This is a genomic window from Thermodesulfobacteriota bacterium (assembly GCA_036482575.1).
GTDB lineage: Bacteria > Desulfobacterota > GWC2-55-46 > GWC2-55-46 > JAUVFY01 > JAZGJJ01.
Genome location: JAZGJJ010000140.1, coordinates 1 through 13,198, shown reverse-complemented (window position 1 = coordinate 13,198; position 13,198 = coordinate 1). Strand labels below are relative to the sequence as shown.

At 59.9% G+C, this 13,198-nt stretch carries 6 protein-coding genes; 4 read left to right on the top strand and 2 right to left on the bottom strand.

Annotated elements, in window-relative coordinates; translation table 11 throughout:
• The 4 genes from V3W31_06300 to pbpC all read left to right on the top strand — a co-directional run.
• On the top strand, positions 1 to 179 hold a 179-nt coding region (locus V3W31_06300; GenBank protein ID MEE9614552.1), incomplete at its 5' end, for a 4-hydroxythreonine-4-phosphate dehydrogenase PdxA.
• Positions 179 to 3,022, top strand: a complete 2,844-nt coding sequence (gene uvrA, locus V3W31_06295; GenBank protein MEE9614551.1) for an excinuclease ABC subunit UvrA — start codon at positions 179 to 181, stop codon at positions 3,020 to 3,022. The genes V3W31_06300 and uvrA, both read left to right, overlap by 1 nt.
• A 67-nt stretch (positions 3,023 to 3,089) precedes the next feature.
• Complete coding sequence (locus V3W31_06290; GenBank protein MEE9614550.1) at positions 3,090 to 8,663, top strand: MG2 domain-containing protein; 5,574 nt, start codon at positions 3,090 to 3,092, stop codon at positions 8,661 to 8,663.
• A complete protein-coding gene (gene pbpC, locus V3W31_06285) occupies positions 8,633 to 11,026 on the top strand; it encodes a penicillin-binding protein 1C (GenBank protein ID MEE9614549.1) in 2,394 nt (797 codons plus the stop codon). Before V3W31_06290 ends, pbpC begins: the two co-directional genes overlap by 31 nt.
• 59 nt (positions 11,027 to 11,085) lie before the next feature.
• Here the strand turns inward: pbpC and V3W31_06280 are convergent, their stop codons facing one another.
• Together V3W31_06280 and V3W31_06275 are read right to left on the bottom strand one after the other, a co-directional pair.
• On the bottom strand, positions 11,086 to 11,514 hold the full coding sequence (locus V3W31_06280; GenBank protein ID MEE9614548.1) for a peptidylprolyl isomerase: 429 nt from the start codon (positions 11,512 to 11,514) through the stop codon (positions 11,086 to 11,088).
• 24 nt (positions 11,515 to 11,538) lie between these two features.
• The gene (locus V3W31_06275) at positions 11,539 to 12,957 is read right to left on the bottom strand and encodes a nitronate monooxygenase (GenBank protein MEE9614547.1); all 1,419 of its coding nucleotides are present in this window, start codon (positions 12,955 to 12,957) and stop codon (positions 11,539 to 11,541) included.
• Between the last annotated feature and the right edge of the window lie 241 nt (positions 12,958 to 13,198).

Genomic DNA, 13,198 nt, shown 5'->3' with positions numbered 1-13,198 from the left:
CTTTAAAACTCCTCCACTTCGACGACGGGGTTAACATAACCCTCGGGCTACCCATTATACGGACCTCCCCGGACCACGGCACGGCCTACGACATAGCGTGGAAGGGTAAGGCAAGCCCCCGGAGCATGATAGAGGCGATACTTACGGCCGCCGGGATGGCGCGTAGAAAGGGCCGCTAATGGACCGCATAACCATAAAAGGCGCCAGAGAGCACAACCTGAAGGATTTCGACCTCGAGATACCCAGGGACAGGTTCGTGGTCCTTACCGGGGTCTCGGGCTCGGGAAAGTCCTCTCTCGCCTTCGACACCATATACGCCGAGGGGCAGCGGAGATACGTCGAGAGCCTCTCCGCCTACGCAAGGCAGTTCCTCGAGCAAATGGACAAGCCCGACGTGGACTCGATCGAGGGGCTCTCTCCGGCAATAGCCATAGAGCAGAAGACGACGAGCCGCAACCCGCGCTCGACCGTCGGTACGGTCACCGAGGTCTACGACTACCTGCGGCTGCTCTTCGCCCGGGTCGGCTCGCCGCACTGCTATAAGTGCGGCAAGGGGATAAAGTTCCAGACCATCCAGCAGATGGCCGACAGGGTAATGGAGCTCCCGCCCGGCTCGAAGATAGTCATACTCTCTCCGATAGTAAGGGGCAGGAAGGGGGAGTACCGGAAGGAGCTCAGCGGGCTTTTGAGGGAAGGCTACACAAAGGTCAAGATAGACGGCGAGATGATGAGCCTCGAGGAGACTATCGCGCTGGACAAGAGGAAGAAGCACACCATAGAGGTCGTCATCGACCGCGTGGTGGTAAAGGAGGGGGTTATGGGTAGGCTCGCCGACTCGCTCGAGGTCGCGGCACGGCTTTCCGGGGGGCTGGTGAAGGTGGACGTCGGCGGCAGGAGCAGGACCAGGCTTTTCTTCAACGAAAAGCTCTCGTGCACCTCGTGCGCCGTAAGCTACCCGGAGATAACCCCGACGATGTTTTCGTTTAACAGCCCGCACGGCGCGTGTCCCGAGTGCAAGGGGCTCGGAGAGACTTTCTACTACGACCCGGAGCTGGTGGTGCCGGACAGGGAGCTCTCGCTCGAAGGCGGCGCCATAGCGGTATGGGCCAGGAAGGGCGCCTGGTCCAGGCAGATTCTCGAAAGCCTCGCCCGCCACTACGGTTTCAGCCTCTCCGTGCCGTTCAAAAAACTCCCAAAGAAAGTGTCGGAACTTATCCTCCACGGCTCCGGGACGGAGGAGATAGAGTTCCTCTATGCCAGGGGCAGGAACAGGTACACCTTCTTCGAACCGTTCGAGGGGGTACTGCCGAACCTCGAGAGACGCTACCGGGAGACCGGGTCCGAAGAGGTGCGCGATGAGATAGAGAGGTTTATGAACTCGCAGCCCTGCCCGGTCTGTAACGGGTCGAGGCTTAAAAAAGAGGCGCTCTTCATAAGGGTGGGCAAAAAGTCCATATGGGACGTCGTCCGGATGTCCATCCGGGAGGGTTTCGAGTTCTTCGACGGCCTGAAGCTCGACAGGACCAGGGAGGAAATAGCCGGGAGGATACTGAAGGAGATAACCGAGAGGCTCTCTTTCCTTAACAACGTCGGGCTGGACTACATCTCGCTCGACAGGGGCGCCGCCACGCTCTCCGGGGGCGAGGGGCAGAGGATAAGGCTCGCCACCCAGATAGGGTCGAGCCTGGTGGGAGTCCTGTACATACTCGACGAGCCGTCCATAGGGCTCCACCAGCGCGATAACCGGAGGCTGCTCTCGGCGCTCAAGAGGCTCCGGGACATGGGCAATACGGTCCTGGTGGTCGAGCACGACGAGGCGACCATAGCCGGAGCGGACTACGTGGTCGACATGGGCCCCGGGGCGGGCGAGTGGGGCGGGGAGGTCGTGGCAAAGGGCACCCCCGGCGAGATTATGAAAAACCCCCGCTCGGTAACGGGAAAGTACCTCTCCGGCGAGAGCCGCATACCGGTGCCCGCCCAAAGGAAAAAACCGGACAAGAGATACCTGACGCTCAAGGGTTTAAGCGAGAACAACCTTAAAAAACTTACCGTGAAGATACCGGTCGGGCTCATTACCTGCGTTACCGGCGTTTCGGGCTCGGGCAAGAGCACGCTCGTCGTGGATACGCTCCTTAGGAACCTGTCGAGGAAGCTTTATAACTCGAAGGAGAGGGCCGGCGCGCTCGACTCCATCCACGGCCTTGAGCACGTGGATAAGGTCATAGCCGTGGACCAGTCGCCCATCGGGAGGACCCCCAGAAGCAACCCGGCCACCTATACCGGTCTCTTCACCCCCATAAGGGAGCTCTTCAGCCTCCTTCCCGAGGCCAGGATGAGGGGCTACGGCCCCGGCAGGTTCAGCTTCAACGTGAAGGGCGGGAGGTGCGAGGCCTGCAGGGGAGAGGGGGAGGTGAAGGTCGAAATGCACTTCCTCCCGGACGTCTACGTCCACTGCGACGTCTGCGGCGGCAGGAGGTACAACCGCGACACGCTCGAGATCCGCTACAGGGGGAAGACCATAGCCGACTGCCTGGAGATGACCGTCACCGAGGCGCTGAAATTCTTCGAGAACGTGCCCGGTATAAGGGAGAAGCTCCGGACCCTCTTCGAGGTGGGGCTCGGCTACATAAGGCTCGGCCAGCCGGCCACAACGCTCTCCGGCGGCGAGGCGCAGAGGATAAAGCTCTCCAGGGAGCTCTCGAAGAGGGCCACCGGCAGGACGGTCTACATACTGGACGAGCCCACCACGGGCCTCCACTTCGCGGACATAGAAAAACTCCTCGACGTGCTTAAGAGCCTCAGTACCGCGGGCAACACGATCGTCATAATCGAGCACAACCTCGACGTGGTAAAGTCGGCCGACCACATAATAGACCTCGGCCCCGAGGGCGGGGACGAGGGGGGCTTTATAGTGGCCACGGGTACGCCCGAGGAAGTGGCCGCTACGGAGGGCTCCTATACCGGGCAGTTCCTGAAGGACGCGCTAAAGGGGAAAAAACACACCCTGGCGGTCGCCGGTTAGGGGCGTTTTACCGGCCACGGAGCCGCTACTGCCATACGATAAACTGCGTCGTGAAAGGGAGGACAGAATGATTATGTGGCGTTCACAGTACCGTACCTTCACAGTCCTGGCGACATTGGTTCTGTTTCTGGTAAACGCGTGCGACGTGCCGGAGAAAGAGCCGGAAGTAGAGCCGCAGAACCCTCTCTGGAGCGAATACATAGGTGCCCACACCACCGGCCTGATATCAAAGGAATCGAAGATTCGCGTGCGGTTTGTAAACGAGGCCGTGGACGAGCAGCGGGTCGGGCAAAGTGCGGAAGAATATATTGACATAAGACCCTCGATAAAAGGGAGCGTTACCTTTAGCGACACGCGGGAGATCGTTATATTGCCCGATGAAGGCCTCGAGTCGGGCCGGAAGTATCACATAACGGTAAAGGCGAAGAAGCTCATCGACCTGCCGGAGGAGCTGAAGGACTACGAATTCACCGTACAGGTTATAAAACAGGAATTTGAAGCCAGGGTTATAGGTCTGAGTCCAAACCCGCTAAACGACAGGGAAATGGTGCTGCGGGGAAGCCTGGTGACGGCGGATATAGAGGACGCGGATAAAATCGAAAAGGTGGTAACCGCAACCTACCTGAAGACCTCCCTGCCTCTCGAATGGCAGCATAACGTCGACGGCAAGCATCACGAATTCACGGTCTCCGGGATCGAACGGCAGCAGACGGACGAACCTCTGACTCTGGCCTGGAGCGGAGCCGGCATCGGTGTGGAATCGGACGGGTCGACCGGCATCGAGGTCCCCGCGCGGGACGTATTCAGGGTCATGGATGTCAGGGCGGTCCAGGGAGAGCAACAATATATCGCCGTGTCCTTCTCGGGCAATGTCTCGCAGCAGCAGAACCTCAGAGGGCTCGTGCTTGTCGGCAACGAGGAGTATAGAACGCGGGTTGAAGGGAACACGGTAAAGGTCTATCCGGGCGGGCGCTTTGTGGGGCAGCTCGACGTAACCATCGAGGAAGGCATTCAAAATGATCGGGGGGGACGCCTTCAAAAACAGTTCAAAAAGACGGTAGCTTTTACAAGCCAGAAGCCACAGGTACGGTTCGTCGGCAAAGGGGTCATCCTGCCGGATAACGAGGTCCTCAGCATACCTTTCGAGGCAATTAACGTCGACTCGGTGCAGGTGACGGCCTTTCGTATCTACGACAACAACGTAGGCCGGTTTCTACAGGCGAACAAACTGGACGGCAATTACGAACAGGGCCGTGTCGGCAGACACATGTGGCGCAAGACGATCTACTTTTCATCGGCCGACCCGGATAAGTGGAACCGCTACAGTCTCGACGCGACCCAGCTCCTCAGGGAAAACCCGGGCGGCTTATTCCGCCTTACAATATCCATCAACCGCGGGAACTCCACCTACAGTTGTACCGAAGCCGATAACCTCGTCCCGGTAGCCGGGGAGGAACCGCTCAAGAACAACGAAGACCTGTATGTAAGTGAGTCGAGCGGCTGGGACTACGCCGAGGACTACTACGGAGGCGGCCAATCTTCCATTGAGTGGCGCGACCGCAACAACCCCTGCAAGGACGCTTACTACAGGTACGCTAACGGGACAAAGGGTTCCCGGAACTTCCTGGCGTCCAACATAGGCTTGCTGGCCAAGCGCGGCCAGCGCGGCCGGATGAAAGTGGTGGCGACCGACCTGAAGAGCTCCGAGGTCATGGAGGGGGTCGAGATCTCCATCATGAACTTCCAGGACCAGATAATAGAGACCGCCATGACGGACGGGGAGGGCTTTGCCGAGGTAGAGGTCGAAGCGACGCCTTTTTACCTCGTGGCCGAAAAAGACGGCCAGAAAGGTTACCTGAAACTCAGCAAAGGCACGGCACTGCCCGTTAGCCATTTCGACGTCGGAGGCGACAGGGTCAAGTCCGGGATAAAAGGGTATATCTACGGTGAACGGGGGGTCTGGCGTCCCGGCGACAATGTCTATCTGACCTTCGTACTGCAGGACAAGAACGACGTAATACCCCAAAAGCATCCGGTGACGATGAAGCTCTATAACCCGAAGGGGCAGCTCATCCAGAGCGTTACGAACAGCTCGCCCGTCGGCGACTTCTACAGCTTTACGATGAAGACGGCCGAGGACGCGCTGACGGGAAGCTGGACGGCAAAGGCACAGCTCGGCGGCAGTACGTTCAGCAGGAAGCTCAAGATAGAGACGGTCATCCCGAACCGGCTGAAGGTGGAGCTGGACCTGGGCAGGGATACGCTTTATAAGGCTGATATGCCCGTAAAGGGTAAGGTCTTCGGCCAGTGGCTCCACGGTGCGACGGCCTCGGGGCTCAAGACGGACGTCAAGGTGCAGCTTAAGTCGGTGCCGACGAGGTTCGATCGTTACGGCGACTATATCTTCGACGACCCCGTAAGGGAGTTTCGGAGTGAGCCGCAACTGCTCTTCGAGGGGAAGCTCGACAGCGAGGGCTACGCCGCCTTTAAGAAGGAGCTGTGGCCCGCCAGAGACGCTCCGGGGGCACTCTCCGCGCGCTTTACCACCCGTGTATTCGAAGAGGGCGGCGCCTTCAGCTCTGGGCGTAAAACCTTCGCGTACTACCCGTACGAGAACTACGTGGGGGTGAAGATGGCCAAGGGCGACCGGACGCGCGGGATGCTCTTGACCGATGTCAGGCATAAGGTGTCGATAGCCACTGTGAATGCGCTCGGTGAGCCCGTTGATCTGAAACAGGTTCGGATTGAGCTCTATAAGATCAAGTGGAAGTGGTGGTGGGACAAATCAGGCGAGTCCCTGGCCCAGTATGCCTACGCCAGCCACAGTAGCGTGATACAGGAGAGTACGATCTCCACCACTAAAGGTCAGGGCAGCTGGGAGTTCGAGATCAAGTACCCCGCCTGGGGACGCTACCTTGTCCGCGCATGCGACCTCGGCGGGGAGCACTGCAGCGGTAAAGTTGTCTACATCGACTGGCCGGGCTGGGCGGGTCGCGCCCAGGAGGGCAGCGGCGCGGGCGCCAGCATCCTGAGTTTTTTCAGCGACAAGAAGGTGTATGAGGCCGGTGAGACCGCCGTCATACAGCTTCCCGAAGCCACGCAGGGGCGCGCGCTGCTCAGCATCGAGAACGGCTCCCGCGTGCTGGAGCAGCGCTGGGTGGAGTTCGAAAAAGGCAAGACGCGCCTCGAACTGCCGTTGACCCGGGAGATGAGCCCGAATATCTATGTCAGCGTAACGCTTATACAACCGCACCGTGACAAGAAAAACGACCGTCCGATCCGGCTCTACGGAGTGATCCCGATAGTGGTGCAGGACCCGGCGACCATATTGAAGCCCCTGCTCAAGGCGGCAGATGAGTGGTCACCGGAGTCCACGGTATCGGTGGAAGTAAGCGAAAAGGAAGGGCGGCGGATGACCTATACCGTGGCGCTGGTGGACGAGGGGCTCTTGGGGCTGACCGCGTTCAAGACGCCCGACCTGCATCGCAGGTTCTACAGAAAAGAGGCCCTCGGCGTTACCACCTGGGACCTCTTTGACTTCGTGGCCGGCGCTTACGGCGGGGAGCTGGAGCGCCTGCTCGCGCTTGGCGGCGACGGGGAAGCGAAAATCGACGAAGGGGACAAGGATAAGAGGCGTTTCCCGCCCGTGGTAAGGTTCCTGGGGCCGTTCCAACTCGAAGCGGGCAAGGCAAACACGCACGAGTTCGACCTGCCCCAATACGTGGGAGCGGTCCGGGTTATGGTGGTCTCAGGCGAGCAAGGCGCTTACGGTTACGCCGCCAAATCGGTTTTCGTGCGCGAGTCGTTGATGCTGCTCGCCACGCTGCCGCGGGTAATCGGTCCGGAAGAGGAGCTGGCCGTGCCGGTATCCCTGTTCGTTATGGACGACAATATAAAGGAGGTCACGCTCAAGGTCGAGCCGGACGATAAGTTCCGGATCGTCGGCAGCGACACCGTAAGTGTTAAGTTCGACAAGCCGGGCGAAAAGGTCGGTATGGTAAGGATGAAGGTGGGCGAGAAGCTCGGCAAGGGGAGGGTCGGCTTTACGGCGACGGGCGGGGGAGCTAAAGCGCGGTCCGAGATATTTATCGATATCCGCAGCGCGAACACCGCTACGGTCCGCCACTTCAGGAAGACGATACTGCCGGGCGAATCATGGGAGGAGAAGGCGGTGCCGCACGGCCTTCTTGGGACGAACGAGGTTTCGTTGGAGGTCTCGAGCGTGCCGCCTCTCGACCTGGAACGCCGTCTCAAATATCTCATCCGTTATCCCCACGGCTGCGTGGAGCAGACGACCTCCTCCGTATTCCCGCAGCTATACCTGCCTTTGTTGACGGACCTCGGGGATGAGGACAAGAAAGAGATCGAAGGGAACATAAACGCCGGCATATACCGGCTGAGAAGCTTCCAGGTAGGCAACGGCGGCTTTGTCTACTGGCCCGGAGGTTTCGGCTCCGGCGCCGGCCCCGCCTCATGGGCGACCAGCTACGTGGGCCACTTCCTCGTGGAGGCGGAAAAGCGCGGGTACTTCGTACCGCCCGACATGCTGTCGGACTGGGTCGGCTTCCAGAAGTCCATGGCGCAGTCATGGGTGGCGGGGACGGGCCGCTCGGAACTGGAGCAGGCCTACCGCCTTTATACTTTGGCGTTGGCCGGTCAGGCGGAGTTGGGTGCCATGAACCGTATGCGAGAGTCGGCGAGACTGAGCTCAACGGCCCGCTGGCAGCTGGCGGCGGCCTACCGGCTCGCGGGACTGCCGGAAGCCGCGCGGGAACTGGTCGAGGGCGAAGGTTTCAGCGTTGTCGACTATCTCACGCCCGGACCGACTTACGGCTCGAAGCTGCGCGACAAGGCCATTATACTGAACAGCCTCGTCGCTATCGGCGATTACCAGAGGGCCACAGGTGTCGTCGAGGAGATTTCCGCGGCGCTATCCGAGGAAAGGTGGCATAGCACCCAGACCGTCGCCTACTCCCTGCTGGCTATATCGAACTATATCGGAGATGGCGTCCACGACACCGCCTTCACCTTCGAGCGGAAGCTGGGTGCCGGGGAGGCGGAAAAGGTCAGTTCCGGTTCCCCGATCCATGTGAAGCGGTTTGACGACTTCCCGTCAGCCGGTGAGAGCATCATGGTTAAAAACATCTCGGACCGCCCACTCACCGCCACTATCACCATAAGGGGTGTTCCGAAAGCGGGCCGGGAGGAGGCCGTGTCGTCCGGTCTGGGTATCAAGGTTTCCTATTCCGACATGAAGGGCAGGCCCGTTAACGTGGCGGAGTTCGGTCAGGGGACCGACTTCATGGCACAGGTCCGCGTGTCCAACCACACGGACCGGAACTTCGATAATATCGCTCTTACCCATATCGTGCCGTCGGGCTGGGAGATCCACAATACGCGCATGGACGGAGGTGAAGAGGGCGGCGGTACGGAAGTAGATTATCAGGATATCCGGGACGATAGGATCTATACGTACTTCGGGCTCAAGGCGGGCGAGTCGAAAGAGATAAAGGCGGTCTTTAATGCCGCGTATCTCGGGAAGTACTACCTGCCGGGCATATCGGTAGAGGCCATGTACGACGCGTTAAAGCACGCGCGCACCAAGGGACAGTGGGTGACGGTCATAAAATCCGGGAAGTAGCCCTGCGGCTGCTGACGCGGCGCCGGCAGGTCGTTATTGCCGCCGCCGCGATTGCCGGTATCGCCTTCTGGCGGTGCCTGCCCGAGCCGCTCTTCGACGAGCCGTCGTCTTCGGTACTGGTAAGCCGCAGCGGCGAGCTCCTCGGCGCGAAGATCGCCGGTGACGGGCAATGGCGTTTCTCCGGGCTTGAGCGCGTACCCGGCAAGTTCAAGACGGCGATAGTACAGTTCGAAGACAAGCGTTTTTTCCATCATCCGGGAGTCGACCCGTTGGCGCTTGTGCGCTCGCTGTATCTCAACCTCTCCGAGGGCAGGGTGGTGAGCGGGGGCAGCACCCTCAGCATGCAGGCCGTTCGCCTGTCTCGAAAGAACCCCGAACGCAGTTATACGGAAAAGCTCGTTGAGATGGTGCTCGCCCTGCGGCTCGAGCTCCGGTACGACAAGGACGAAGTCCTGGCGTTATATGCGAACCACGCCCCGTTCGGCGGAAACGTGGTGGGGCTTGAGGCGGCGGCATGGCGCTACTTCGGGCGTAGCCCCGAGGAGCTCTCCTGGGCGGAGGCCTCTACGCTGGCCGTGCTCCCCAACAGTCCCTCGCTGATCCATCCGGGGCGCAACCGCGAGCAGCTTAAAGAGAAGCGTGACCGTTTGCTGGGGGTACTGCATAAGCGAGGGGTCATCGACGGGATGCAGCTTAAACTCGCGCGGCTTGAGCCGCTGCCCGGAAAACCCGTTCCGCTGCCGCGTATTGCGCCCCACCTTTTGGAGACGTTACTGGCAAACAACAACGGGCTGGCGTATCGTTTCGAGAGCACCGTCGACAAACCGCTCCAGCTCGCCCTGAGCGGAATCGTACAAAGCCACTCGAGGTCGCTCGACCTTCGGGGGATAGGTAACGCGGCCGCGCTTGTCTTGGACAACCGGAACTTCGAGGTGCTGGCATATGTCGGTAACAGCGCCTTGTCCACGGACCCGGCTTCCGGCCATGCCGTCGATATCATCCGCAGGCCGCGCTCTACGGGAAGTATTCTCAAGCCGTTGCTCTTCGCGGCGATGATAGACGCCGGAGAGATACTGCCCAAGACCCTGGTGCCCGACCTCCCGACCCAGTACGCCGGCTACATGCCGGAGAATTACGACCGCACCTACCGCGGCGCCGTGCCGGCTCAAGAGGCGCTGGCACGCTCCCTGAACGTTCCGGCGATACGCATGCTCAAACGCCACGGGGTCAATCGTTTTTATGATTACCTGGAACAGATGGGCATGAGCACACTTCACCGGCGCCCGGCGGATTACGGCCTTACGCTCATACTCGGCGGCGCGGAAGGCACGCTATGGGACCTGGTCGGCATATACGCCAACATGGCGAATATCGCAAAGCGCGCCACGGTAACGAGCCGTACCACCTATAGCAACCCGAAGCTTTTGTGGACGGAGAGCATCGAGTCGGACCGCGTTGTAGAGCTAACGCCTGCCGGCGCCTGGTTGACGCTCAATGCCCTGCAGGAAGTGACACGCCCCTACGAGGAAACCCACTGGAAGAACTTTTCAAGCAGCCGGAAGATCGCGTGGAAGACGGGCACCAGTTACGGGCTTCGCGACGGCTGGGCCATAGGCAGCACCAGCCGCCATACGGTCGGAGTGTGGGTCGGTAACGCAAGCGGTGAGGGTCGCCCGGACTTAACCGGTCTATCGAGCGCCGCGCCGCTTTTATTCGATATCTTCAACCGGCTGGAGCCCTCCCCATGGTTCTCTCCCCCCTACGCTTCACTGAAAGAGGTCCTGGTCTGCAAGGACGACGGGTATCTTGCAGGTGGAGGTTGTGAGACGGAAGTCCAACTGGCCCCGATAGACAGTCACTTCGAACGGATGAGCCCTTATCACCGGCTGGTGCACATGGATAAGGACGCCACATGGCGTGTTCATGGTATATGCGAATCCGTCTCCGATATGGAGCACCGGTCCTGGTTTGTCCTCCCTCCGGGCCAGGAGTTTTATTACCGCAGGCAGCATCCCGAGTACAGGACGCTGCCGCCTTACCGAAAAGACTGCCAGGAGTTCGTGGCTGCAAGCGGAAAGAGGGCCCCTATCGGGTTTCTCTACCCGAACGTGGGAACCCGGCTGTACATTCCAACCGACCTTGCCGAAAAAAAGGGCAAAACCGTTTTCGAAGCGGTCCATCGCGACCGAGGCGCCACCTTGTATTGGCACCTGGATGACCTGTACCTGGGCTCTACGCGGACCTTCCATCAAATGGCATTCGATATCCGCCCGGGTATACACCGCATTACGGTGGTCGATAAGGAAGGTAATCGGTTAAGCCGGAAGTTCGAGGTCCTGGGAAAGGAGCAAGCGGTCAACTGAGTTGCTCGACCCGCTACCCCGGACTATGTCCCGACGTTCTTTTGTTATAAAGGGGGTTTTCAGGCTATCTCGACAAGTTCTATCCGGAAGGTCAGGTCCTTACCCGCGAGCGGGTGGTTCGCGTCCAGCGTCACGTTCGTTTCGTTCACTTCGGTTATTGTAACTACGGTTGTCTTCCCTTCCTCCTGGTGGAGTTCAAGCTGCCGGCCGACCTCGGGTTTGAGGTCGTCGGGGAGATGCTCTTTCCCGACCACTACCACCAGGTCCTCCACGTACGGGCCGTATGCCTCGGCCGCGGGGATCTTTTCCGTCTTGGTTTCAGTGGGGCTCATCCCGGTTACGGCCGTTTCGAAGCCGGGTATTACCATCCCCTCGCCAAGGGTGAATTGCAGGGGAACGCGCCCCTCCGACGAGTCGAAGACCGTGCCGTCCTCCAGGGTGCCCGTGTAATGGATCATTACCGTATCGCCGATTTTTGCCGGTGACATTTTATCCTCTCCTCTTCAGTCCCGTCACGTGCCCAGCATGTACTTTACGACGTCCTCGGCCGAGTAGGACGCAGCGCCGTTCTTCAAGAAGCGGGTTACGTTTTTGATGTCATCTCCCATGGTCACAAGGGGTTTTTCCTCGTAGCCGTCCTTCCAGCTCTGGGGGAGTCCTATATTGGACAGAAGGCCGTTACACAGGCACTTGCGGCCTTCGGTGTCCTCGGCCTTGCCGCCTTTTTTTACGTATACTTCCACCGGTTCTGCCTGGCAGCGGTACCCGATCGAGCCGTCCTCTTTCTTGTAGAGGTGTCTCAGGTAGCCTATGTCGCAGACCCTCCGCCTCTCGCTATAGACCTCCTTCTCGGAGTTGCTTCCCGCAAGCTTTGCGACCTTGAAGGGAAATCCCGTTGGGGATGCCTTGGGGTCGGTGAAAACGCAGACTTCACCAGCGACGGTTTTTTCTATTAGCTCGCTTTTTATCTCTTCGGTCAGGCCGGACTCCCTGCAGAGGGCAAAGACCGTACCCATCTGGATACCGCTTGCGCCGAGACTCAGGGCCTCTTTTAGTTTTTCCGGAGTCCCGAAGGAGCCCGCGAGCCAGAAGGGCAGGCCGAGCGCCTTTATGGTTTCGAGGTCCACCTCGTCCTTGGGGCCGTAGACCGGCTGGCCGCCGCCGTTCAGCGTCAACGGACCCCTCGGAAGCGCGTTATGTCCTCCGGCCGAGGGCCCCTCGATGACGAAGCCGTCGACCTTTCCGGTGGATTTTTTTACCAGCGTACGCGCGAGGGTGGAGGATGCGATTATCGCAAGGAAGAGCGGGCGCTTGAGTCCGGGAAGCTCCCTGCCCGTGAACCCCCGTGGGTCGAAGTGCATCCTGAAGCTGTCGTCCCCCGTCGCGCCCGACACGTCGAGCGACATGGAGACCTCCTCGTGGCCGGACAGCTTGTCGAGTATGCCCGGTATCTCCCTCGGGATGCCCGCGCCCATAAGGACATAGTCAACCCCTGCGAGCATGGCGCCGTAGAGGGAGGCGAGGTTGGGCATCTGTATCTTTTCCAGGAAGTTGATGCCGATAAGGCCGTCGTGGCCTTCCTTTGCGAGCAAGACCTCGACGAAGTTGGCGAGGACGGTAAGTTCCACAAGACCCGCGGGCGGGTCCACGGAGAAGGAGGTGTGGGCTTTAAAGGGTTTTCCTTCCGCCTTGCCGCCCGGGACGAAGTGGGTCTTCAGGACCCTTTCGGCCACCTCCGGGACGGGGAAGCGCTCGATCGCCCGGAGCATGTGTCCGCCGGGGTCTCCAATCTGCAGGCGGCGAGAGAAGATGACGTCCAGCGCCGTGCCGGAGACCACTCCGAGCTGGCCCGTCTTCGCTACGGCGTCGGCAAGCAGCCAGTTTGAAACCCCGGCCCCCATGCCGCCCTGGATGATTGAAGGCAGGGTCATATGATACACCAGACGGCCACTATTTTCTTTTGTGATATCAATAGAGTACCTAAAGAGCAGCTGAGAGCGTTATAGTATCCGGGGCCATCCACGTACGCGGAGTGGAGCCTATGCCTATTGCCAGCGTAATATACAACATTTCTCCGGAATCTACAACAAAAAAGGGGTTAAGGCGCCTTCATGGTCGAGGAGGTCCGCTTGCGGCAGGGTTTTCCCTTCCCCCCCCTTCCCCCCCCTTCCC